This window comes from Leptospira tipperaryensis, assembly GCF_001729245.1.
GTDB classification, from domain to species: domain Bacteria; phylum Spirochaetota; class Leptospiria; order Leptospirales; family Leptospiraceae; genus Leptospira; species Leptospira tipperaryensis.
Window position 1 is genome coordinate 485,377 of sequence record NZ_CP015217.1, and the last position, 22,115, is coordinate 507,491.

General features: G+C 42.1%; 24 protein-coding genes and 1 pseudogene. 12 read left to right on the forward strand and 13 right to left on the reverse strand.

Annotated features, from left to right (window positions below; genetic code table 11):
• Nucleotides 1–2: 2 nt before the first annotated feature.
• Nucleotides 3–434, reverse strand: a complete 432-nt coding sequence (locus A0128_RS02380; RefSeq protein WP_069606064.1) for an SET domain-containing protein — start codon at nucleotides 432–434, stop codon at nucleotides 3–5.
• Nucleotides 435–450: 16 nt separating this feature from the next.
• The gene (locus A0128_RS02385; protein WP_069606065.1) at nucleotides 451–639 is read right to left on the reverse strand and encodes a hypothetical protein; all 189 of its coding nucleotides are present in this window, start codon (nucleotides 637–639) and stop codon (nucleotides 451–453) included.
• A 373-nt stretch (nucleotides 640–1,012) separates the two neighbouring features.
• Here A0128_RS02385 and A0128_RS02390 point away from each other — a divergent pair, with 373 nt between their 5' ends.
• From A0128_RS02390 to A0128_RS02400, 3 genes are read left to right on the forward strand one after another with little or no spacing between them, the layout of a single operon-like run.
• A complete protein-coding gene (locus tag A0128_RS02390; RefSeq protein WP_069606066.1) occupies nucleotides 1,013–1,501 on the forward strand; it encodes an RNA pyrophosphohydrolase in 489 nt (162 codons plus the stop codon).
• The gene (locus A0128_RS02395) at nucleotides 1,498–1,947 is read left to right on the forward strand and encodes a globin domain-containing protein (RefSeq protein ID WP_069606067.1); all 450 of its coding nucleotides are present in this window, start codon (nucleotides 1,498–1,500) and stop codon (nucleotides 1,945–1,947) included. Before A0128_RS02390 ends, A0128_RS02395 begins: the two co-directional genes overlap by 4 nt.
• Complete coding sequence (locus A0128_RS02400; protein WP_069606068.1) at nucleotides 1,937–2,224, forward strand: acylphosphatase; 288 nt, start codon at nucleotides 1,937–1,939, stop codon at nucleotides 2,222–2,224. Before A0128_RS02395 ends, A0128_RS02400 begins: the two co-directional genes overlap by 11 nt.
• 3 nt (nucleotides 2,225–2,227) lie before the next feature.
• Here A0128_RS02400 and A0128_RS02405 read toward each other — a convergent pair whose 3' ends face one another.
• Nucleotides 2,228–3,844, reverse strand: a complete 1,617-nt coding sequence (locus A0128_RS02405) for an exonuclease (protein WP_069606069.1) — start codon at nucleotides 3,842–3,844, stop codon at nucleotides 2,228–2,230.
• Between the two features lie 266 nt (nucleotides 3,845–4,110).
• On the opposite strand from A0128_RS02405, the gene A0128_RS02410 reads away from it, so the two are divergent.
• Nucleotides 4,111–5,127, forward strand: coding sequence for an aldo/keto reductase (locus A0128_RS02410; RefSeq protein WP_069609054.1), 1,017 nt, complete (start codon nucleotides 4,111–4,113; stop codon nucleotides 5,125–5,127).
• Here the strand turns inward: A0128_RS02410 and A0128_RS02415 are convergent.
• The 4 genes from A0128_RS02415 to A0128_RS02430 are packed head-to-tail and all read right to left on the reverse strand — an operon-like array spanning nucleotide 5,112 to nucleotide 9,784.
• Nucleotides 5,112–5,825, reverse strand: coding sequence for a potassium channel family protein (locus tag A0128_RS02415; protein WP_069606070.1), 714 nt, complete (start codon nucleotides 5,823–5,825; stop codon nucleotides 5,112–5,114). The genes A0128_RS02410 and A0128_RS02415 overlap by 16 nt on opposite strands.
• A 12-nt stretch (nucleotides 5,826–5,837) precedes the next feature.
• A complete protein-coding gene (locus A0128_RS02420; RefSeq protein ID WP_069606071.1) occupies nucleotides 5,838–7,637 on the reverse strand; it encodes a TrkH family potassium uptake protein in 1,800 nt (599 codons plus the stop codon).
• Entirely contained in the window at nucleotides 7,637–8,428 is a 792-nt protein-coding gene (locus A0128_RS02425; protein ID WP_069606072.1) for a hypothetical protein, read from the reverse strand. The genes A0128_RS02420 and A0128_RS02425 overlap by 1 nt, the downstream gene beginning before the upstream one ends.
• 57 nt (nucleotides 8,429–8,485) lie before the next feature.
• Nucleotides 8,486–9,784, reverse strand: a complete 1,299-nt coding sequence (locus A0128_RS02430) for an amidohydrolase family protein (RefSeq protein ID WP_069606073.1) — start codon at nucleotides 9,782–9,784, stop codon at nucleotides 8,486–8,488.
• Nucleotides 9,785–9,910: 126 nt separating this feature from the next.
• On the opposite strand from A0128_RS02430, the gene A0128_RS02435 reads away from it, so the two are divergent.
• Together A0128_RS02435 and gmd are read left to right on the forward strand one after the other, a co-directional pair.
• Nucleotides 9,911–11,332 carry an MATE family efflux transporter gene (locus A0128_RS02435; RefSeq protein WP_156781753.1) on the forward strand — a complete coding sequence of 474 codons (1,422 nt, stop codon included), beginning with the start codon at nucleotides 9,911–9,913 and terminating at the stop codon, nucleotides 11,330–11,332.
• Nucleotides 11,333–11,428: 96 nt separating this feature from the next.
• Complete coding sequence (gene gmd / locus A0128_RS02440) at nucleotides 11,429–12,451, forward strand: GDP-mannose 4,6-dehydratase (protein ID WP_069606074.1); 1,023 nt, start codon at nucleotides 11,429–11,431, stop codon at nucleotides 12,449–12,451.
• A 523-nt stretch (nucleotides 12,452–12,974) separates the two neighbouring features.
• Here the strand turns inward: gmd and A0128_RS02445 are convergent.
• The 5 genes and pseudogenes from A0128_RS02445 to A0128_RS22420 all read right to left on the reverse strand — a co-directional run bounded on the left by A0128_RS02445 (nucleotide 12,975) and on the right by A0128_RS22420 (nucleotide 16,318).
• The gene (locus tag A0128_RS02445) at nucleotides 12,975–13,664 is read right to left on the reverse strand and encodes a DNA-3-methyladenine glycosylase family protein (RefSeq protein WP_069606075.1); all 690 of its coding nucleotides are present in this window, start codon (nucleotides 13,662–13,664) and stop codon (nucleotides 12,975–12,977) included.
• A 20-nt stretch (nucleotides 13,665–13,684) separates the two neighbouring features.
• Nucleotides 13,685–14,902, reverse strand: coding sequence for a cyclic nucleotide-binding domain-containing protein (locus A0128_RS02450; RefSeq protein ID WP_069606076.1), 1,218 nt, complete (start codon nucleotides 14,900–14,902; stop codon nucleotides 13,685–13,687).
• Nucleotides 14,903–14,950: 48 nt separating this feature from the next.
• Nucleotides 14,951–15,449: pseudogene (locus A0128_RS02455) on the reverse strand (tetratricopeptide repeat protein); the annotation flags it as partial.
• A gap of 120 nt (nucleotides 15,450–15,569) precedes the next feature.
• Nucleotides 15,570–15,854, reverse strand: a complete 285-nt coding sequence (locus A0128_RS02460) for an LIC10235 family protein (protein WP_069606078.1) — start codon at nucleotides 15,852–15,854, stop codon at nucleotides 15,570–15,572.
• Between the two features lie 341 nt (nucleotides 15,855–16,195).
• Nucleotides 16,196–16,318 (reverse strand): hypothetical protein, encoded by a 123-nt coding sequence (locus tag A0128_RS22420; protein ID WP_282433227.1) that lies wholly within the window; start codon nucleotides 16,316–16,318, stop codon nucleotides 16,196–16,198.
• 12 nt (nucleotides 16,319–16,330) lie between these two features.
• Between A0128_RS22420 and A0128_RS02465 the strand changes: the two genes are divergently transcribed.
• From A0128_RS02465 to A0128_RS02485, 5 genes are all read left to right on the forward strand, one after another.
• Nucleotides 16,331–16,921 carry a hypothetical protein gene (locus tag A0128_RS02465; protein ID WP_245667224.1) on the forward strand — a complete coding sequence of 197 codons (591 nt, stop codon included), beginning with the start codon at nucleotides 16,331–16,333 and terminating at the stop codon, nucleotides 16,919–16,921.
• Between the two features lie 556 nt (nucleotides 16,922–17,477).
• Nucleotides 17,478–18,056, forward strand: coding sequence for a tyrosine-type recombinase/integrase (locus A0128_RS02470; RefSeq protein WP_069606079.1), 579 nt, complete (start codon nucleotides 17,478–17,480; stop codon nucleotides 18,054–18,056).
• A gap of 64 nt (nucleotides 18,057–18,120) precedes the next feature.
• Complete coding sequence (locus A0128_RS02475; RefSeq protein WP_069606080.1) at nucleotides 18,121–18,456, forward strand: STAS domain-containing protein; 336 nt, start codon at nucleotides 18,121–18,123, stop codon at nucleotides 18,454–18,456.
• A 141-nt stretch (nucleotides 18,457–18,597) separates the two neighbouring features.
• A complete protein-coding gene (locus A0128_RS02480; RefSeq protein WP_245667225.1) occupies nucleotides 18,598–19,995 on the forward strand; it encodes a glycosyltransferase family 39 protein in 1,398 nt (465 codons plus the stop codon).
• Nucleotides 19,992–20,642, forward strand: coding sequence for an SGNH/GDSL hydrolase family protein (locus tag A0128_RS02485; protein ID WP_069606082.1), 651 nt, complete (start codon nucleotides 19,992–19,994; stop codon nucleotides 20,640–20,642). The genes A0128_RS02480 and A0128_RS02485 overlap by 4 nt, the downstream gene beginning before the upstream one ends.
• Nucleotides 20,643–20,645: 3 nt before the next feature.
• Here the strand turns inward: A0128_RS02485 and A0128_RS02490 are convergent, their stop codons facing one another.
• Complete coding sequence (locus A0128_RS02490) at nucleotides 20,646–21,704, reverse strand: arylesterase (RefSeq protein ID WP_069606083.1); 1,059 nt, start codon at nucleotides 21,702–21,704, stop codon at nucleotides 20,646–20,648.
• Nucleotides 21,705–21,854: 150 nt separating this feature from the next.
• On the opposite strand from A0128_RS02490, the gene A0128_RS02495 reads away from it, so the two are divergent.
• A complete protein-coding gene (locus tag A0128_RS02495) occupies nucleotides 21,855–22,112 on the forward strand; it encodes an LIMLP_16025 family protein (protein ID WP_069606084.1) in 258 nt (85 codons plus the stop codon).
• Nucleotides 22,113–22,115: the final 3 nt, after the last annotated feature.

The following is a 22,115-nucleotide window of genomic DNA, read 5'->3' on the forward strand; positions in this document are numbered from 1 at the left end:
AGTTAGTTTCTTTCGACTGGATCGATGTCTGTGTTGATCCAGTACTCGTCGCCGTAGTCGAAGAACAATTCTTCGCCGGCTTTTACTTTGCGTATCGCTTCAAATCGTGCTGTTTTCCAACGAACTGATACGACTAACTTTACGTTCGGTTTTGTGCTATGATTCATAAAGCGGGTATAATTGCTTTCTTTGCCTTCCCCGTAAATCCAATGATCTTTGCAGATCCACAGCAGATATTTTGATTCACAATATTTGGAAGAATTGGCAATTCGATCCGTCAGGACCTTGCCGGTGTAGTATCCGATGGTATCGCCTTTATTGACGTTCTCTTTTGGAAACAATCCCATGCCGATTCCAGGGATCGAAGACGCTCTGATTTCAAAATCCTTTTCCTTAAAGATACGGGAACGTGTAGACTTCTTACGTAATTGCATTTTCGAGACTCAACTCCTAAAAAGTAAAGGATACCTTATGAGTATCATTCCCAAGGGAGTATAAAATTTGCAACTGAATTCTTAGAACTCCTTTCAAAACCCATCTTCTTCTTTCTAAACCTTTGAATCCCAAAGAAGAACTCGGATGGATTCTATTCTTAAGCGTGATCGCGACATCCATGATAGAACGAATCTTAGAATTCAAATCCTTCTCCTTTTATAATAGAATTCAATCGAAGGAGTGAAACTTCCTTTGGGCCGATCGGTCCCCATTCTTACGTATATAGGATTTTGCGGATTGTTAAGAATTCTTTTCAAACGGGTTTTTTCTCGTTTTAGGAATCAAATAAGGAACCGATTCGATTTTTAATGGAGAATCGGAAAGAGAGATATTCATAAATTGTAAAGTATTAAGAATTTTATCTGGGACTAAAGTCATTCACGTTCTTGTTTTCCATCTAAGAATGAGAAGAATCATAGAAATCGAAGTATTCTTCCTAAAACTCGGGTTCACGAACTCGCTCTGAGTTTCTCTAAAACTTCTTGTCATTTGAATGGTAAGGTTGGACCTTATTCGTATGGAAAAACCTTATAGAAAGAATGTCGGGATGGTAGTCTTCAATTCCCGAGGCGAGGTTTTGGTCGGCGAAAGACTCAACTTTCTCGGGTCCTGGCAATTTCCCCAGGGTGGAATCGACGAAGATGAGGATTCTGAAACGGCCGCGCTTCGTGAGCTTCACGAAGAAGTCGGGATCGATTCGGGAAAGATCGTTTCCGAATACCCGGATTGGATTCCCTATGATTTTCCGGCGAATCTTCCACTCAATCGTCATCTTCAGAAATACAGAGGTCAGCTTCAAAAATGGTATCTCATTTTTTGGAACGGGGAAGCCGCCGATTGCAACTTGGATATCCACGAAAGAGAATTCGAATCCGTCCGATTGATTCCCATCGAAAGCACGTTGGAAACCGTAGTTCCGTTTAAAAAAGATGTATATTATAAAATCGTAAAGGACTTCGGTCCTAAGATCCGGTCTTATTTGGAGAATTCAAAAACGAAATCATGATGGAAGAAAGATCGATTTATATCCCGCCCGGAGGACCTCCCGGTCCTGTTCCGGGTCTTCAGCTCGTTTACAACGCAGTCGGCGAGGCTTCTCTCAGAAAGCTTGTTTCCGACTTTTACGATCAGATTCCGCAGAGCCCGATCGCTTTTATGTTTCCGGAGAATGTGGAAGAGAGTAAGATTAAGTCCGCCGATTTTCTCATTCAGGTCACGGGCGGTCCTCCTTTCTATTCTCAAAACTACGGCCCTCCTCGTATGAGAGCGCGGCATCTTCCTTTTCCAATCGACGAGAAGGCAAGAAGAGTCTGGCTTTCTTGTTATCGTAAGGCGTTAGACGGTTGGGATGCGGATTCTTCGCAAAAGGAAATCCTCTGGAGTTTTCTGAAAGACTTTTCGGGATGGATGGTGAACTTGGAGAGCAAGACGGAGGAATCAAATGGGATCTAAGAATAACGTAAGAGCAAAAATTCTAGTTCGAGGAAAAGTACAAGGAGTGGGTTTTCGCTATTACATTCTCCAGCGAGCGCAAGAATGTAGACTCAGCGGTTTCACTCAAAACCTTCCCGGAGGAGAAGTGGAAACCGTTGTCGAAGGGGATAAGATGTTTATCGAAGATCTCTACAAAGCGATTCAGAGAGGACCCACCGGTTCCGAAGTAAAAGAAGCAGTGATAACTTGGGACGTCGCAAAGGGAACTTATCGAACTTTCGAAATCAAAAAATAGATTTTATCTTCCTTTTCGCGCCGTCGTCGGAGATCGTTCCTCGCCCGACTTTGCGGCGTTTTCATTTTTGACTTCAGTCACCGAAGGATCGGTCTCGGCTTCGATGAGCCATTCCGCGCGAATTTTGTCCAATAGTTTCTTTCGATTTTCCTTATATTCAATTTCACGAGTGAGTTGTTCGAATTGTGTGATCGATTCTTCATGTTCTAAAGAAGATTCTAAAAAACCGAAGGCGCCCAAGAAGCTGAGAAGTTTTGAAAACCAAGAAAGATTTTCCTTGTAACAAACGTATTTGAGTTTTATAAAAGCTTCTTTAAAATCGTTCTTCATATAAAAGTTGGCGAGTTCGTTTCTTTCCTTTTTCAAAAGAAACAAAAACTTTCTGAGAAGGTCTTTTTTAAACGAATACTTTTCAGTCATAGATTGCATCAGGTTGAGGATTGTGTCTTCTTTTCTTTGACAGATACAGGCGATCTTTTTTCCTTTTTCATACCAATCGCAGGAAATACAATCCGGGTCTCTCTTTAGATTGTCTACGATGGAATAGGAAAATTCCTTATCCTCGTCTAAGTTGATCATTACAAACTGGGAAAGAGCGTCGTTTTTCATCGACATCATCGTTTTTAACATCTTGATCGACTTTAATTCTTCCGCAGATGCTTTGAGATTTTTTAAATGATCGTGTTTGCACGTTATATAATTGGCGAGAATCAAAAAATCCTTAAATGTTTCAGGGATATGACCGCCCAAACTTTCGCCGATGATTTTTAGTTCTTCCGAAACAAACTTCTCTTCCAAACTGGAAATCGAACCTGAGTAGTTTCCATCGATTACGATTTCCTTTCTGTGTTCCGTGATCATATCCCAAGCGGTTTTATATTTTTCTTTGAGGCGTTTTGAGAATTGATTGAGATAATAACTTTTGAGAATCTCGAACGCCTTTCCTGAAAGTTCGTCCGTTACGTGAAAAAGGCCCGTCGTATTTGTCACAGCGATATATTCGTTTTCGTGAATGGTTTCAAAAATGATCTGAATCGAGTCTTTGATAACCTCATCCTTAAGAAGTTCGTTGAACGTAAAGGTATGAATCCATTTTTTTATATCGAAAGAATCTCTTACGAAAGAGGAGGCGGTTCCCGAAATGAGATATTCAAAAATAGAAATCAATTCGCTGATCTGAAAAGGTTCACATCCTAGAATGTAATTTTGAATCGCAAAAGAGGATTTGCTGAGACTGTTGAGATAAATTTCTTTTAGATTTTCCCGATTGGAAGGTTTGAATTGTTTTTCTGAAATCAGACAAATACAAATCGTGAGTTGGCTCGTTTCCGGAAGAAACTTGAACTCGGGAAATGCAAAGATCAGATTCATTTCCGAAAGTTTTTTAAGAGTGTTTACATAGATCGGTTTAGAGCCCTCGTCTTTCCAGATCTTCAAAATTTTTCCGGAAAAGAATCCTTCCAAGGTGGTATGATTTCGGATTTGGTAGAGAAGGTCGATTTCTTTCGGGTTTAAAAAAACCGCCTCTTGATCCGTAGCATCGGCTTCGTTTCTGAGATACAGATAGGAAGGCATGAGACTTTCGTATTTCTCACGATCGTATAGGGACTCTTTATCCAAACGTTCTTACCTCTCTCTACGAATTTCAAATGGAAAGTGAAGAGATTCTACACTACATACAAATCGAGAATAGCAAAAAAAAAATTACTTAGGAGAATTTATGTTTCATTGGAAGTTTTTTAATGCGGCATTTTTTTCCGTAAATACATTTCAAAACTCTCCAGGGTCGGAGATAGGAAAGGATTGAATATTCCTTTAGAATTCGATAAGAGTTGCTTTGACTCTGAAAAAGCGAATTCTTGGTTTTGTATACGGGGAGAGAATACTTGAAAAAAAGAAGATTGGGCAAATCAGGAATGGTGGTTTCCGAAATCTGCATGGGAACCATGACCTTCGGTTCCAGTTGCGACGAAAAGGAAGCTTTTCGAATTTTGGATCGCGCATACGACGCGGGAATCGACTTTTATGATACCGCTGAAATTTATCCGGTTCCGCCTGACGCAAGTTATGTGCACGAGACCGAGAAGATTTTCGGAAAATGGCTCAAAACAAAATCAAGGGATTCGATTCTAATTGCCACCAAGGTTTGTGGTCCTGGACACGGCTGGTTTGTTCCTCCCGTTAGAGATGGAAAGACGGCTCTGGATCGAAGAAACATCCGAGTTGCGATCGAAGGAAGTCTCAAACGTCTGGGCACCGATTTTGTGGATCTCTACCAAACTCACTGGCCCGATCACGACTTTGGATACGAGGAAACACTCGAAGTTCTAACCGAACTCGTCCAGGAAGGAAAGGTTCGATATATCGGGAACAGCAACGAAACAGCTTGGGGAATGATGAAAAGTTTGGCCGTCTCCGAAAGATACGGATTTTCACGTTATGAGTCCATTCAAAATAATTTCAGCATTCTCAATCGAAGATTTGAAGACGCGTTATCCGACATTTGTCGCAGGGAAGGCGTAAGTCTTCTTCCCTATTCTCCGATAGCGGGAGGAGTTCTTTCGGGAAAATACAATTCTCCGAATCCTCCTCAGAATGCTCGATTCAGTCGTTATATCAATTCCGGCGAAAGACAGAGAAAGATGGCGAGTCGTTTTTTAAACGATGGGACGCTCGCGGCAACCGAGAAGTTATTAAAGGTCGCAGAGGCTGCGGGAATGTCTTTGACAGTTCTTGCGGTAGCTTGGTCGAAACAACACGACTACGTCGCTTCTACGATCGTAGGAGCCAATACCGTGGAACAATTGGATGAAATTCTAAAATCTCAAAACGTGATCTTAACTGAAGATATTCTGAAAAAGATAGACGAGGTTTCAAAAGAGATTCCTTATCCTATGGGATAGACTCTTGTAAATTTTTTTATACTTTCCGAGGTTCCAAATAAAATGAGAGTTTCTTTCTCCTGGAAAACGGTTCCGGATTCGGGGAGAAAGATCGTTCCTTCTTGTTGATCACCGTCGTCAGCGTCCGCTTTTCGAACCGCTACGAGATTCAGATTATACTTTTCCCTAAGGCCCAAGTCTTTTAGTTTTTTTCCAAAGAGATGAGGCGAAATTTCCACTTCAAAAAGACTGTATTCTTCGCTTAACAAAGTCGCCTTCTTTACGCCTTGATAGCTGAGTTGTTCCGCCATCGACGCGGCCGCCCTTTCTTCCGGGTTGAACAGGTTTTCGATTCCGATCATCTGAAGAATTTTGCGATTGATCTCGGAATGATATCGTATATGCAGAGATTCTAATTTCATTTCCTTGAGATGATAGGCGGTCGTGATTAAGGATTCGAAGTTTTCAGCTAAGGCTACGACGATCTCGTCCATATCTTCCAGATCCAATTCTTCTAACGATTGTTTGTTGCTTGTATCCACACAAACCGCCAGAGCGCACTGGTCTTTGATTTCTTCGATCGCCTTTATGTCCTTATCGATTGCGGTAACTTCGTGACCATTTTCATTCAAGTAGATCACGAGTGATTTTCCGAATTCTCCCAAACCGATGACTGCGATTCTTTTTTTGATCGTTTTGTTTTTTCTTTTTACGGCCATAGTATCCTGCCCTTATCCGACGATGATCGATTCTTCCGGAAATCTTAAACCGGATTTTTTTTCTTTTGGAACCAACGCGATGAGAATGGTTAACATCCCGACTCTTCCTCCGAACATCATCAGACAAATCATCAATTTGCCGGCCGATGTCAGACTCGGAGTGATTCCTCTGGAAAGCCCCGCCGTTCCAAACGCGGAGACTACTTCATAACATATATCTAAGAATTCAAATTTTTCCGTACACGTTAAAACAAAAATTCCGAAGAAGATTAAAAATAAGGAAACTAATATTCCGGCGGAAGCTCTGGAAACGGATCCGGACGAGATTCTTCTTCCAAAAATTTCCAATTCTTCTTTTCCTCGGATATGATTGAGGAGGTGAAGACCGGAAACCGCGAGCGTTGTCGTTTTGATCCCTCCTCCGGTGGAATTGGGAGAAGCTCCCACCCACATAAGAAAGAGTGAAACAAAAACCATGGGCATTCCCATTTTAGAAATACTTAATGTATTGAATCCGGCAGTTCGCGTGCTGATCGAATAAAACAAAGAGTGAAAGAGTTTATCGGTTTCGTGTAATCCGGCTAAAGTGATTTTATATTCTAAGATATAATAAGAAAACCAACCGAGTAGAATTAAGGCTGTCGATACGGTAAGAATGAGTTTGGCCCCAAGTTCCATTCTTTGCTGTTGTTTGTCCGTTTTAAAAACCCAGTGGATCAAATGATTGACTGTGGGAAATCCGAGACCGCCTAACACGATTAAGATCATCACAACGGATAAAAATTTTCTCTGATCGAGCATCCAACTCGTTTCAAAACCTTGGGGAAAGACGGAGAACCCCGCGTTACAAAACGAACTCACGGCGTGAAAAAGAGAATTGAAGATTCTATCTTTCAAAGCGGTTTGTGAGACATCGGGATACCAGAAGAAAATAAACAAGGCGCCGAGTCCTTCTATCAGAAACGTTTGAATCGCGACTTGTTTTAAAATAAACGAAACCCTTCCCACGGTTTCTTGACTGAATAGATCCTTGATGAGAAGTTTATTGGTAACGCTGACCTGACCCGCCAAGAAGATCGCAAAAAAAACGGTGAGGGTCATGAGTCCCAATCCTCCGATCTGAATCAGAACCATAAGAATCGTTTGTCCGGTTCCGGTGAGTTGACTCGCGACGTTGATCGTACTCAAACCCGTAACACAGACCGCGCTTACTACCGTAAAAAAAACATCGATCGTAGGAATCGAAGCCGTCTGCGCTCTTGGAAGAGAAAGCGCCAGGGTTCCCAGAAGAATGAGAATTCCAAAACTTCCTGTGATCACTAGAGAAGGGCTGATCTGTCTGTAATTGAGAAGATCGGTCTTACGGATCAAACGAGAGAAGTTACTGAACAACAAAAAAATCTGACTCAAAGAAAGAAACGTCAAACTCGCGTCTTCTCCGCTCAGAGAATTAAAAGTTAAGAGGACATAGATTTCTTTACTGATCAGTTCCTGAAAAACGAGAAGAGAAATTACGATTACTTCCGTTTTGTGCGCAACGAGATATTCCGTAAAATTACCGAGAACAAAAAGAAAAGAAAGGGCTTCGTAGATTACTAGGAAAATCACGATTCCGTTTACGAGCAATCGGATCCAGTGAGTCCATTCGTGAGGATAATAAAAACCGTAGATGAGAATCAGAAGTCCGAGCGAAACGACGCCGCAGATTGAATAATAAATTCTTAATATAGGTTGAACGGATTCGTGATAAAAAACGGCGGCTTTATGACGAAAAGCTAAGAAAACTTTGAAAGTTTCCCGAATAGGTTTCATTAGAAACTAACGTTGAAAAGTGTGATATCGATTTTGTATTCTTTTCCCGGCGCGACGGAAGCGGAGGAACCGGAGATGGGAATCGGGACCGAGTTTCCAAAGCCGAGAGAATCAGGCGAAGTAGGTTCGACCGGCGGAGATGCGGGTTCGTTTTCTTTTTTACTCGCTTCCACGTCTCGCATATCGTGCCAAGCGTTTGCAAGCGCGAGACTTGTTCCAAACGTAAAGATAAAGATAGAACCGCCGAACGTTTTTTGGAACTTATGAACTCCGGGAAACTTTGCGGAGGAAGCGATCGCATAACCAAGGCCGAGTGTGATCGGAAGAGTCATAAAGAAGATAATCGAAAATCTTCTCATCGTGGTTTCCGTATATTTTTCTTCTTCAAAAACTTGGTTTTGTCTTTTTTTTCTATCGGATTGTTGAGCTCGTCTTTGAAGAATCGCTTCCACATTGATTTCGCCTGTGAAGGGATTGATTAGATTTTCTTGTCCTCGTTCCACGTTCGGATTTGTGGTTCTTCTCAAACCGCCGGTGCCGGTCGTTGAGAAGGGAGGTTCATAAGGAGCCTGCACATTTTTTGGAGAAACGAGAGCCGGTTTTTTAAAGGTGGGAGGAATCGTGTATTCTTGATAACCGTCTCGGTTGGGAGAATCTTTATAATTTCGGAGGTTGAAGTCGTACGGATCCGCGAAGTCGCTCTGGCTCTGGGAATACAATCCGGCGACGTTTACGACGGAAAGAATCAGAAGAATGGCCGTTATCTTACGGATTTCCTGGAATCTGGGCATGGCCTTTCCTCTACAATCTTGCGTGTGCAGGTCGAGGCAAGAATTTTTAGGGCCGTTTTAAGAGACGGATTTCCTGCCGCTCAGAATTTCAGAAGTATAAAGAAAAGAATTCTGTCTCACGGATTCCAAGATCTCCGGACTCAAACCGATTTTCTCGGCCTTAGAATATTCTTCTTCAATCGTCGTACCGAAAATTCCGGGATCGTCAGTCGAGATCGTAAACTTCATATCATTCTTAGCAAATCTAAGAATCGGATGAGTTTTCGGATCTCTCAACATTCCGATGTATTCGTTCGAACTAGGACAAGACTCGATCACTGCGTTTGTTTTTTTAATTCGATCAAAACAAAAATTTTGAAAGCCGATACATTCTTGAATGAAGGAAGGATCCATTTCCAGTTCGATCTTTTCCTTGTGTTTGAGAGAATCGATTTCGTTTCCGATTCTTTCTCTGGAAGGAGTTTCAAAGTAAGAATCCAATTCTTCTTTTTTTTCATAATAGAATTGGAGTTGATCCAGACGTTCCGTTTTGGATTCTGAAACCGTACCCTTAAGTCCGGAAGGATCGAGACCCAGCGCGATCGCGTGTCCTAGACGGTGCGCTCCGTATTCCGCGGATTCTAAAACCCAACGAGAAGCGGAAAGGATGGACTTGTCTTGAAAACTTTCACCCACGTGATAGAGAATCGAAAGCGCCGTATTTTTTTCGGCGACGTTGTCTTTGTTTACTTCTTCTAAGAATTTTTTTTTGTCCTTGGGAGGGAACCCTTCCTCTATATAACAAAAATCTAATCCTACTAAATAATCCCGGATTAAAGAATTTTTTTCCATCAATCGTTTGAGAAGGGCGTAGTATTGAAAGACGTCTCCGTCTCTGTGTAAGGAAACGACAAGTTTTCCTTTTGCAAGGCCTTTGGTTTTTTCCTCCCCTTTTGCAAGGCCTTCGCAGGCGGCGATCGTCTTTTCGTAAATTTCTTCCTCCGTTTCAACGGGAGAATACATGATTCTATATTCTCCAAACGTAACACCTTGTTTGAATTGATCTTCCACGATACGAGAGGAGACTAACGTGATTTCTTCCGGATTGAATTTGGAAAGGGCTATGATGAGATTGAACTTTGTCTGAAACTCCGAAAAAGGTCCGTAGTGATTGAATTGATAGAGACTTCGAAACGATTCCGGATTCTTATAATCCTCGAAGAATGTTTCTGTGGAAATTTTTTTGCCGTAATTCTGTTGATAGGATTTTGTAAAAATTTCCCAACGGGGGGAAGGATTGGACTTACCGAGTTCGAATAAAAACTCGGAAGTGATGGAACCATAGAGATGATTGTGAAGATCCGCGTATTGTTTCATAGTATTTAGTTCTCTTAGATCGATTCAGCTTTCGTTTTTTGTTTTTGAAAAAAGACTTTTAAGTCGCGCTGATTCGTTCCTAATACTTACTTCAAAAAAAGAATCCGGAGCGTGAAAGAAATTTTTATGAAAAGAAGTAGTTTTCTACTTCATCCTTATAATCCTGGAGGAACTTTGAAAACTCTACGTCATTTAGTTCATACTTTTTATAGAAACATACGGCCTAGTCTTTTGAATACGATGATTCTAAAGTTAGCGGTTCCCGTCGTCTTTGGAATGCTAAGTCAAACCGTTGTTTGGGTGACGGATACGATGATGGTCGGAAGGCTCGGTAAAAATTCGATCGCGGCGATCGGGATCGGAGGAATCGCACACTTTACGGTGCTCGCTTTTTTAATGGGATTTTCGATGGGGATTCAGGTCATCGTTTCGAGAAGATTCGGAGAAAAGAACGATTCTGAAATCGGAAAGGTCGGACTGACTACGTTATACCTTGCTTTGATCTTCGGCGGTCTTCTTTCGATCGGAGGAGCCGGAGCGAGCGGATGGTTGATGGAACTTCTCAATAAGGATGAGATCGTAAAAGGACTTTCGAGCGATTATCTTTACTTTCGTTTTTTAGGAACGATCTTTTTCTTTTTACTTTTTACAACTCGCGCCTTTACTGACGGACTCGGAATCACGACCGCTGGTCTTGCTTCCATGATCATAACATGTTTTGCGAATATATTCTTAAATTGGATTTTGATCTACGGACATTTCGGTTTTGAAGCGATGGGAGTAAAAGGTGCGGCGATTGCGTCTTCGCTTGCCGGAGGTTCGGGGCTTCTTGCGTTTCCGTATTTCTTTTACAAAAAGGATCTCGGGAAGTATTTCAAAGGAATTTCTTGGAAATTTAGTTTTTCTCACCTGGAAGAAATCTTAAAGGCGAGCACAGCACCAGCGTTAGCCGAACTACTAAACAATATCTCTTTTATGATCTTTATCGAGTTTGCGACCATTGTTGGAACCACCGCGGTGGCGGTTACGAATATGTTGTTTAGCACGTTGAGTCTTTCCTTTTTGCCGGGATACGCGTTCGGTGTCGCCGCGACGACGATCTTAGGACAGGCCTTAGGAGCGGGAAAGGCGAAGCTCGCGTATCACGGAGCGTTTCGCTCCGCATTCTTCTCCGCTTGTGGAATGGGAACGATGGGATTGATCTTCATTCTTTTTGGAAAAGAGATGTTATCGGTTTATACAAACGATCCCGAGTTGATTGAAGAAGGTTATGGACCGCTCGTGATCTTGGGAATCATCCAGGTCGCGGATGCGTATCACATGGTGATCGGGTCGGCGCTTCGGGGAGCGGGGTTGCAAGGTTTTGTATTTAAGGCATATACTCTTGCTTCTTATTTTGTATTCTTACCCGTTGCGTATTTCTTAGGGATCTATCTAAAACTCGGGTCGGTGGGGCTTTGGTCCGGGATCGTGGCTTGGGTTTTCGTCTTGGCTCTGGTCTTTCTCATACGATTCCGAAAAAGGGATTGGGCCCACAATAAAGTCTAAAATCGATCGGAAAGGCTCTGAGACTCGGTTCTATGGTAAGAAGGGGAAGTTAATCTTTCTTGCCAGATCCGGTTTTTAGGTTTTTCTGGTCTGAAGATGAAAAAAGCGCTCATAACTGGGATCACCGGACAGGACGGATCCTATCTAACAGAATTTCTTCTCGGAAAAGGATATCAAGTGCATGGGATCGTAAGAAGAGCCAGCATGTTCAACCGGGGAAGAATCGAGCATCTTCGCGGGAACTCCAATCTGGTCCTGCACTACGGAGATCTAACGGATTCGAGTAACCTCAACCGAATCCTGGAAAAAGTATCTCCGGACGAAATTTATAACCTCGCTGCACAATCCCACGTGGGAGTTTCCTTTGAAGTTCCCGAATACACCGCGGAAGCCGACGCAGTCGGAACTCTGAGAATCTTAGACGCGATCAAACAAATCGGAGTGAAGAGCCGTTTTTATCAGGCTTCCACATCCGAGCTTTACGGAAAGGTACAAGCGATTCCGCAGACGGAAACCACTCCATTCTATCCAAGATCACCTTACGCGGTGGCAAAACTCTACGCGTATTGGGCCGTGGTAAACTACAGAGAAGCGTTTGGAATCCATGCGTCTAACGGAATTTTATTCAATCACGAATCTCCGAGAAGGGGAGAAGGATTTGTAACGAGAAAGATCACGATCGGCGTTGCGAATCTCCTCGCAAAAAAAGGCGGACCGATTCATCTCGGAAACATGGACGCGAAGAGAGACTGGGGATACGCGCCGGATTACGTAGAGATGATGTGGATGATGTTGCAACAACCCGATCCAGACGACTACGTGGTCGCGACCAACGAAACACATACCGTAAGAGAATTCGTAGAAAAATCTTTTCGATTTGCCGGCGTGGAAGTTCGCTGGGAAGGAAAGGGAGACACGGAAAAGGGTTTTGACGCAAAAGACGGTCATCTCTTGGTGGAAGTGAATCCAAAATTCTACCGCCCGACCGAAGTTGATATTCTCATCGGAGATCCCGCGAAAGCGAAGAAAAAACTAGGCTGGGAACCAAAGGTGAAATTCGAAGAACTCGTAAAGATAATGACCAAAGCAGATTGTGAATTGGTCGGAATCAAACTCTAAAAAAGTATATTCTACTTTGTTAATCTTTGGGCGATTCGCTCGCGAGCCGATTCTTAAAAAAAGCTCGCGACCGCGCTTTCCACTTCAATCTCTCGCTGCGATTTTTCCCCATTCCACTTTTCTAATATTCAGATTTTCTTTCTTTTTTCTAAATACAAATTCAAAAACGGCGCACGGTTTTATCGTTTAGGACGCTCGAGATTTCCGCTACAATCGCTATCGCAGGGAGCGTGGTGAATGAAAAGCCAGGGAAACGTCTGAAGTTTTGAATCCGATGATTCAATTTTATTTCCGATTCGAATCCAAATGTAAAGGATAGAAGTTCGAGGTTGTCGGAACAACGACGATTCTCTGTGAAAGTCGCGGCCCCCACCCAGATAGGGTGGAGGAGGAGGGCTCGTGGGAAATTTGCACGGGTTTTCCTATATCAGAAAAACTCGAATAAAGCAATTCAATTTCTTTTGTCGATTTTGTAGGAACTCCAACTAAGCGAGTTCTCTATGAAAGAGTTTTTCCGAAATTCCTAACCCCAACCCTCACCGCCGTCCACGTCGGCCCAGAGATACCAGGAAAGAATGGTTCGATAAGGAGAGAAGGACTTTAAGAATTCTTGAATCTCTTTTTTATTGTCTTTCGAAATCCCATAGTGTTTTTCCACGGACTTTCGAAGAATCAAATCGTTGATCGAAAAATGATCCCAGCGATCGAGCGCAAAGATCAAAACCATCTCCGCGGTCCAAGGCCCCACACCTTTCAGGGAACAAAGTAGTTCCAACACATTCAAATCTTCTAATTTATGAAGTTTAGAATCTGAGATCGTTCTATTTTGATAGGCTTCTGCGATTCTTTTGATCGTTTCGGTTTTCGCCTGAGAAACTCCGATATTTCTGAGATCGCCGTTCGGGATCCGGAGAATTTTTTCCGGAGGAGGAATCTTTTTTGTTTCCGCGAGAGCGATCAATCTTCTTTCAAAGGTAAGCGCGACCTTGGTCGAGAGTTGTTGTCCTAACACCGATTTGATGAGAACCTGATACGGAGAACCGATCGTCTGCAAATTGCACGGACCGACGGAATCGATCAGAGCTTTTGTGATGGAGTCTTGTTTACGAAGCCAGTTTGTCGCTTTTTTGATTCGAGAATCTCTGTCTTCTATGTTCTTGGAAAAGGTTTTTCCGGAACTCGAAGACTTTGATGATTTTTTTGGGGAAGCCATTCCAATCTAGGAAAGACGCGTTATGCTCTTTTCTTGAGTTTGTTTTCCATCTGAGATTTTTTTCTATAGATATGAACTAATTTTTCCAGTTCCACTAAATCGGTACAGCTGAGTTTTCCCTGATCCAGTTTGATCCACTTATTCTTAGTAAGAAGATCGAGAACCAAATTCTCATCTTTTGGATACGAAAGACCGACCATCTTGATTAAGTCTTTTGTACCGATTTCAAAGTTATACGAAACCTTAGGAGTGATTTTGATTCGATTCTTCTCAACCAAAGTTAGAAGAGTATCCGCGATTCTTCCCTGAGGATCGTTGATCATCAAGTTCGCCAACTGTTTATACGCGGTCCAAATTCTTTCCGAAAGAAGTGTGATCAGACGAGTTGCCAATTGAGGCTGAGCCTTCACCATTCCTTCGAAGTTCGCCTTGTTGATGGCGAGAAGTTGAACCTGACCCCATGCGATCGCGGAAGCGGATCTGGGTTTGTTATCCAAAAGAGCCATTTCCCCAAAGATATCTCCATTTTGAAGAACCGCGAGCAACACTTCGTTTTTATCTACGATCTTGGTGATCTTCACCTTACCGTTTTGAATGATATACAATTCTCTTCCCGGTTCGTGCTCGCAGAAAATCATCTCATTGTCCGCGTACATACGATTGAACTTTGTGAGATCGATCGGAGCCGATTGCATCGGCTGATTCATCGTCTGCAGTTTTAGTTTTGCCTGAGTGGCGAAAGGACCGTTTGGAAGGTATTGAAGATATTTCTGAAACGCGTAGGCAGCGTGTGGGTTGTTCTTCTGATTGAAGTAGTTTTCCCCAATGTTATAAAGCTCGTTCGGATCTTCTTCCACAGCGGAGCGAAAGGTCAGACGAGTGATCGTCTGGTCGAACTGGCGGAGTTTCATCGAAAAGTAGCGGATGATTTTCATCGCTACGGGAGTATTTCTTTGAATGAGGGTTCCGAACTGATCGTAGCTAACTTCGATCACGGAAACATCGGTGAGCGCCACTGCAGATTCGATCTGAGCGTGTTGGCTCATGGCCGCAACCACTCCGAAAAAGTCACCGGGACCTTGTACGGAATTCGGATCTTCTCCGACTACTGGGTTTTCACGTCCTATTTTTACCTTACCTTCACGGATAATAAAGAAGCTAGGGGAATCTTTCTTTCCCTCTACAATAATGTAGGAGCCCTTTTGGAAGTTTACGATTTGGAAGATGCCTGTGGACATGCTGTTCGGTTAGTATTTTTTTTGAAAATCAGAGTTCAACTGTTTTCATTATCGGATTTCAGGAAACCAATCTCCAAAAAAAGAACTACTTTTCTCCACATTCTGACATTTCCGCCTTGGAGCCGCTCAAAATCTCCCATTCTGAGAGTTCTAAAGAGGCTTTTTCAGCTAGTTCTCGGGAAAAAGACTGGGTGCAGATCGATTTGAAAACCTCTTTCGCCTTATTTTCTTCTCCGATCTCAAGATAGAGTTTTCCTGCTTCGAAAAAAGCATTCAGACCTTGAGCGGAAGTTGGTTCTTCCGAATATTGGTGGAGGTTGATCTCGAGGATCTTTTCGGGGCGTCCCAGTCGGGAATAGTTGTTTTTTAAGACTTGATAAGCCTTGGTTTTGAATTTGCTCGAAGGGTAAAGAATTAAGAAACTTTTAATTTCCTCGATCGATTTATGAAACTTACGATCCTTATACGCTTCTTCCGCGATTCTAAGAAGGTTTTGCGCCTGGGTTTCTTGGAGCGCGCTCGCCTCGGAACGAAGAGAGCTTGAAAGCGAAAACCAAGCGAAAATAAGAATGAGTATGAAAACGTAAGAACCTTTGGCCTGCAAGATAATCTCCGGAGGAAGAATTCCCCTATTAAAGATTATCTGCAGAATTGCCGAAAAGGTTGATTACTTTTTCTTGTCGATCGTCTTCCGGTGGTGTTCGCAGAGTCTATAAAGTTTGCCGGAAGAGGGGTTCTTCTTGGCAACTTTTGTTCCGCAAACAATACAAAGGCCGTTGTTTCTTCTTCTTTGATACAAGAGTTGGACTCTTTCCGCTCCGGAAAGATTATACTTACTCACCTGTATTCTGAATCCCTTATATAGATAATTCCCCACTGCATTAATGGATTGAGATTTTACTCCTGTTACCAGGGACTCAAGATCGTCGTTCGAGATTTTTTTTGGTTTCATACAGTTACTTGAGACGAAATCACCTAATTAAAATTACAGAAAAAAATGCACGTTAGATATTTTTTTAAAAATCAACGCAAAAAAAAATGAAACAACTATTATGAAACCCTAGAACGAAAGCCCGCAATTTGAAATAATTTGTTTCCAAATCTGAAAAGATTTTGATAAAGAAATCACTGCAATGAGCGATTTTTTAAGTTGAAAACTCGGCGGATCCGGTATGGATCCCTTGATTTCGAATTAAATCAATCCGATCTAAACATTAACAAACTTGTGTTTGGTGGTCAAGAAACGGCCAAAACCAGCTAAAAGCTTGCAAAAATCGGGTGGATCCAATAAAATTAAAGAGTCCATTTCACAAAAAGAAACAAGGAGGTTTTTCCATGAAGAATGAACGTTTGTATCACCATGATAAAATTGAGAAAGGCTTCGGAAATCAAAATCACCTTTCCCAACGGATTCATTCTGTATATAGGGTGTTTCACCCTATTCTTATTTTGTGCGTCCTGTTTTCGTTTATAGCGTGTAAGCCGAGTCCGAAAGACCAAGTGCAAAGGATATTATCCGACAAACAAATTCCGGTAGAAGAAAAAATTCGTCAGGCTTCTTTCCTACTTTTAGGAGATCGATTGAAAGAGATCGAAATCGCTCCCGGTGATACGTCCGGAGCGGGAATGGTAAGGGTTACTTTAGCAGTGGGTGGAAATTCTGCGCTGACCTTTTTAGGACAAAAAGAATATAAAGAAAGAATGAAATTAGAAATTGCACTTCTTTCCTTTCGTCTTTTGCAAACTCTGAAGAATCTTCCGATTGAAAGTATTCGAGTCAGCATCATAAAACCGTATTATGTTAAGAATTCTCCGACGGAATCCATAGAAGAATTCGAAGTTTTTCGCGCGAGAATGGAAAAGACTTCTGTCAGTGCGATCCAAGGTTTTGAAACCGTGGATTCATTTGCAGCCGATTCGTATGATTCGCCGGATCCTGCCGTTCTGGATGTGATGGTGCAGATCGTACGATCTTGGAAAGTGGAATTGGATGAGTTGAACCGAGTAGAAGTAAACTAAAAGAACACCATCTAACGAACTAAAAGAATACGGAAACTTTCACTTTCTGAAAGGAATGGAACCGGATTCTAAGATAACGTTCTAATCGGATCAACGTTTGACTCTAATTTTAAAACAAGTCATGCCTTGGTTATAAATTACGCGTTTAAAATTGAAACGTACATAGAAAATGGAATTTCATTTTCTATCATTCATAAAATGAAATTCTACTTCTCAATCTTTTCCGCAAGGTGAATTGTTTCTTAGAAAAAGAATGATTTAAACTTTTTCCGACAAACGAAATGATTTCGTTAAAATGCTTGAAAACGGGCTTTAAGTCCGTCTGAAATAAACTTACGAAGAATTATAATTTTCAGCATCGAAAAAACCTTCCAGATCTCATCATTAAAATTATCAATTATCCCGAATCGGAATAATTTATAATTATTGAATATTCAAATTTTATATTATACTTTAAGTATAAAATTTTATTTATTTTACATTTTTATTTTTTGTTTGTAATATTATTTACGGTTCTGGCAAATGTTTCCGAATTTAAAAAGGAGGTTTATTGCTAATGACTATGGAAAAAGAAAATTTGGAAAATCTGGAATCAGGAAAAACTCTGAGCAATTCTGAAATCGAACGTCTTAGAGAAGCGTGTAGAAGCAACCCAACTCACTATACTTGGATACGAATTTTATTCTCTCTTGGATTGAGGCCGGAGGAATTGATTTCAATTCGGGTAAAAGATGTCGATGTCGACAATGGAATATTAAGAATTCGTGGTTTAAACGGAGTAGAGGATCGTCTTTTGGTAATCCCAGGATGTTTGTTAAAAGACTTTTACGGAGCTCTCAAAACAAAAATGCCCGAAGAATTCTTATTTTCAGGAAGAAAAGGAAAACTACATCGAAGGACGATACAAAAACTTCTCCAAAAGATAGAAATCAAAACGGGAATTAAAATCACCTTTCCGATCATTCGGAGAACGATCGCCGTAAGGATGCACAGACACGGCATCTCAATCGCATACATTTCCTTCTATCTTGGATATAAGACTCGAAGGGCGACCTATAAATTGATTGGGAAAAACGGAAAGCCCGAGCACGTAAAAATATTTTCCATAGAAGAAATTATAGACATTGGAGCTTAAAAATGAGTTGTAAACGCGTTCTGAAAGCTTAATTTAGTCCTAATTCTCCAAAAGGAAGCCATCTTTGGAAATCAAGACGAAAAAGATCGGTAAGCATACTCTAGTTGCGCTCAATGGAAGGCTGGATATCGGACATTCAGACGAAGTCGAAGCAAAATTACTGGATGATGTTCAGTCCGGCCAGGGTGATATTTTAATAAACCTGGAAAATATTTCATACATCTCCTCCTCCGGGATTCGTATCTTTGTAGGTATGGTCCGCGAGTTGGAAAAGCAAGGAAGGAAGTTGAAACTTTGTTGTATCACTCCACCTGTAAAAAAAGTATTCGACGTGGTCGAACTGCTGGATCTGTTTGAAGTCTACGAAACAGAAAGCGCGGCTCTCGATTCGCTAACCTAAAGTCCGGGAATTTTTCCCGGATTTCCCACGGGTCCTATGTCCCGAAAATTTCTTTCCAACCTCATTTCGCCTAACGCAGTACCTTTGGCGCTGCTGTTTCTCTTAGCGTTTGTTTTTGTCTGGGTTCCTCAGAACGATCGAATGGAATTTCCTCCGGTTTGGCCGGATGAGGTTCTATTTTATTCTCCCTCTCAGGATTTTGCCAGCTTTGGAACTCTAAGAACGAACGTATTGGAGGGTTTGATTCCGGGAATGGAAGAAATCACGCTCTGGATGCCTCCGCTTTATTTTCTTACTGGCGGATTCTGGATGCAACATATCATGCCCGGTCTCGAAGGATTGCGTCTTTTTACTTCGGTCACCGCCGCGTTTTCCATTCTCATCTTATATGGAATTTTAAAAAGAATCGGTTTCTCCTCTTTTTCAGCGCTCTTCTCTTGCCTTTTGCTCGCGACCGATCTCCTTTTTTTGAGAGTAGGAATGATGGCGAGAATGGAAGCCCTCTGTCTATTCTTCGCTTTAGGAAGTCTGTTCTTTCTTGTTCGAAGCGCTTTAGAAGAATCAACCGAAAAAGTAAGTTGGGTCGAGGGCGCGGCCGCCGGAGTTTTGCTTGGACTGTCTTTTCTTTCTCATCCTTTCGGCGCGGTCTTTGGAATTCCATCTCTCTATCTTCTCTGGAGAAGGACATCTCTGCTCCAACCTTGGTTTTGGCTGGGAGGAGCGTTGCCTCTGATCCTATGGATCCTTTGGTTTTTTCCAAAGTTGGACCTATTCTTATTTCAATTCGGATTACAATTCGGAAGAAAGAAAGAACTCTTCTCCGTGTTTTCAATGATCACGAAGATCAAAATTCTCATCGGGGGATATGAAAATCCGGGAGTTAGAATTCTCTTTTATATTTTTCTTTTGGCGGGAATCGGAATCAATCGAAGACTTTTGAAGGAAAAGAAAGAACGTTTTCTCTTTCTTTTTGTTTGGATTTTAGGGACGCTCGCTTTTCTTTTTCTTTCAACTGAATTTTATTATGTGGTGTATCTTACGATTCCGATTTCTGCGTTAGGCGGAATTCTCTTGGAAGATTCGGATCGAAAGAGGGTTGTCTACACGGGTTCCGGACTTCTGTTTTGCAACCTGATCGTTCTCTTTCTCGCGTATCGAAAAGTGGGATTTGTGAATCCTGAATTTGATCTTGGAAAAAAGTTTTCGGAAGAAGTCGCGACGGAACTGAAGTATTCTAAGAAGGTTTATCTACAAGCGATTCCCGATCCGTATTTTTATCTCAGAGAAAAATACCCGAATCAACAAATCTTAGAATTCATTCCGGGAGAATTGCCCGTGCCGCCGGAAATGTTTTTGGGAACCTTGGATTCCATCGATACCTTTGTATTCAGTGAAGGAACAAAACGAAACGAAACCGTCGACTTGTATTTGAAGGAGAATTCATCTTCATTTTACAAAAAGAATGTTTCAGTTTCTCCCTCTACAACTCGAAAGTTAGTCCGCGCTCAGGCTGAGATCTATCTTCGGAAAAAGAAATGAATTCTTCCCGGATTCAAAAAATTCTTTTTGAAACGATTGCTTTTATTTTTTTCTTTCAATCCTGCGTGGGAAAGGAATCGGATCAACAAGGTCTTTCCGCTCTTTTACCCCTTGTGGGTCCGCTCTTGAAAGTAGGAATCATCGGAGATTCTCTTTCTCAGAGATCGGATGGTTTCGGTTTGAGAGAAAAGTTGGGAACAAGATTTACGGTAACTGATTATTCAGTTTCGGGAAGATCGGTTCCCGGTTGGAACGACGTGATCGGAACGGCTCTTACAGAACAACAAAATCTTTTGATCTTAGAATTGGGGACCAACGACGTTTCCAGTTATCCGCTTGATCAGTTTCCCGGAAACTACGAGATTCTTCTAAATTCCATTCAAAAGGCGAGTAACGCGGCGATTCTTGTGACCGTTTTACCTCCTACGATTCAGCCCGGATATCGAGCCAATATTCTCCAGATCAATCCTTACTTGAGAAGTCTCGGTTCTCGTTATCTGATCGCAGATATGGAAACCGTCTTTCTCGAAACGGAAAAGACGATTCCCTTGTATCCCCAGATCGATCCGATTCATCCGAATCCTACCGGTTACGATTTGATGGGAACCGTCTACGCAGACACGATTCGAAAAATCTATTTTAAATAGAATTCAATTGTTATTATATTCACAATTGAGAATGAATGGATTGAATACCTGAGCCACGTAAAGTCTTCCTTCAAATGGAATCGCGGTGCTTCCGGCTGAGATCAAATCCCCTTGCGTTGCAAAAACTTCCTGAAAACTTCCGTCTTCGGAAATTCTAAATACTTGGGTCGGAGCGTGATAGTCCGCGTTCAACATGTGTCTTACGAATTGATAAGTGGATCCGTGTCCGACCACAAAAATTCTTCCCTTAGAATCGAGTTCCAAGTTGTCAGTTCCAGAATCTAAAAAGATTTTTTCCGCGGGACCAAGAACCGGTTTGCCGTCGGTTCTCTCGATCGGATAACGATAGACGCTTCGATCCGCGAAGCCTGCTCTATAGAGCATTTCTTTTCCTTGAGAATTCTTCGTATAAAGAATTCCGTTTCCGTAAAAGAGAGGAGTATTCAAGTTGGACCAAGTCTTTCCGTCGTAATACGCGATGTCCGCGCGTTTGAATCTGAAAAGATCGTCCCAAAAAAGATAACGAAAGAATCCGCCGGAGCCGTGATCATTGGAAACGTAAATTTCGTTTTCTGAAACCGCGTGAAGATCGTTCGGACTCGTGATCGAAGGATCGGAGAGAGTTCCTACATGCGACCATTCCTTTCCCTTCCGTTCAAAAATTTCTATGGTATGTGTTTTATAAAGAGCAGGGTGGGAGATCACGTAAAGACGGTAGACGTCCTTTGTTTTGAGGATGCTCATCCCGTGAGGTCGGAACTCCGGAGGAAATTGTACGGGAAGTTCTTTCGGCACCGAAGAGTTTTTGAGATCGATCCAAAAGATCTTTCCAGTCTGATTAGAAGTTCTTCTTTCGTGGCTGGAGACATAAAGAATCTTTTCTTCCGCGTCTAAGGCCAGGTCTTCCGGACCAGGAAGTCCTTCAATCCGAGTGCACGCCGCCCCGGACGGGCCGACGGACTTGATGTCGACCCCACAATTGAGAAGGGTAAGAATCAAAAGGAGCATCACTGTATTTCGGAAACCGAGGGAGTTCCCACATTTTAGGGTTTGTTTGGTCATTTGGAGCTGTTTCCTATCGTTTTACGGCTCCGACCTTCCCGGAAACTTTGAGGGCAGGCAAGGAAAAAACTTAAAAAAGTGTTTGCTATTTTTATGCACTGCACAAAAATAGCAATAGAGATCCTCTAAAACGAATTGAGAGGTTGCTGTATGGAAAAAAACAAATTAAACGACATAATCAACGCAGGGATCGGCGCAGTCCAAACCTCACGCGAGATTTTCGACAAACTAGTAGATGATTTAAACGATGGAAAGGAAAAGATCGAAGAAAGATTCGATCAGCTCAAAGCTCAGGGTGAAAAGGACATGAGCGAGAACGCCCTCAAATTGAAAGTAAATCTTGCTTGGGGATTGGTTCGGTTCGAAGAGATCCGAGACAACATTCTGAATCATTTCATTAAGAAATAAGTT

Coding starts and splice junctions, on each gene's coding strand:
- A0128_RS02415 (WP_069606070.1), bottom strand. CDS start 5,825: ATGGCCGTAAAAAGAAAAAACAAAACGATCAAAAAAAGAATCGCAGTC.
- A0128_RS02430 (WP_069606073.1), bottom strand. CDS start 9,784: ATGAAACAATACGCGGATCTTCACAATCATCTCTATGGTTCCATCACT.
- A0128_RS02435 (WP_156781753.1), top strand. CDS start 9,911: ATGAAAAGAAGTAGTTTTCTACTTCATCCTTATAATCCTGGAGGAACT.
- A0128_RS02470 (WP_069606079.1), top strand. CDS start 17,478: ATGACTATGGAAAAAGAAAATTTGGAAAATCTGGAATCAGGAAAAACT.
- A0128_RS02390 (WP_069606066.1), top strand. CDS start 1,013: ATGGAAAAACCTTATAGAAAGAATGTCGGGATGGTAGTCTTCAATTCC.
- A0128_RS02490 (WP_069606083.1), bottom strand. CDS start 21,704: ATGACCAAACAAACCCTAAAATGTGGGAACTCCCTCGGTTTCCGAAAT.
- A0128_RS02420 (WP_069606071.1), bottom strand. CDS start 7,637: ATGAAACCTATTCGGGAAACTTTCAAAGTTTTCTTAGCTTTTCGTCAT.
- A0128_RS02380 (WP_069606064.1), bottom strand. CDS start 434: ATGCAATTACGTAAGAAGTCTACACGTTCCCGTATCTTTAAGGAAAAG.
- A0128_RS02400 (WP_069606068.1), top strand. CDS start 1,937: ATGGGATCTAAGAATAACGTAAGAGCAAAAATTCTAGTTCGAGGAAAA.
- A0128_RS02480 (WP_245667225.1), top strand. CDS start 18,598: ATGGAATTTCCTCCGGTTTGGCCGGATGAGGTTCTATTTTATTCTCCC.
- A0128_RS22420 (WP_282433227.1), bottom strand. CDS start 16,318: ATGAATCCGTTGGGAAAGGTGATTTTGATTTCCGAAGCCTTTCTCAAT.
- A0128_RS02425 (WP_069606072.1), bottom strand. CDS start 8,428: ATGCCCAGATTCCAGGAAATCCGTAAGATAACGGCCATTCTTCTGATT.
- A0128_RS02485 (WP_069606082.1), top strand. CDS start 19,992: ATGAATTCTTCCCGGATTCAAAAAATTCTTTTTGAAACGATTGCTTTT.
- gmd (WP_069606074.1), top strand. CDS start 11,429: ATGAAAAAAGCGCTCATAACTGGGATCACCGGACAGGACGGATCCTAT.
- A0128_RS02495 (WP_069606084.1), top strand. CDS start 21,855: ATGGAAAAAAACAAATTAAACGACATAATCAACGCAGGGATCGGCGCA.
- A0128_RS02395 (WP_069606067.1), top strand. CDS start 1,498: ATGATGGAAGAAAGATCGATTTATATCCCGCCCGGAGGACCTCCCGGT.
- A0128_RS02460 (WP_069606078.1), bottom strand. CDS start 15,854: ATGAAACCAAAAAAAATCTCGAACGACGATCTTGAGTCCCTGGTAACA.
- A0128_RS02450 (WP_069606076.1), bottom strand. CDS start 14,902: ATGTCCACAGGCATCTTCCAAATCGTAAACTTCCAAAAGGGCTCCTAC.
- A0128_RS02445 (WP_069606075.1), bottom strand. CDS start 13,664: ATGGCTTCCCCAAAAAAATCATCAAAGTCTTCGAGTTCCGGAAAAACC.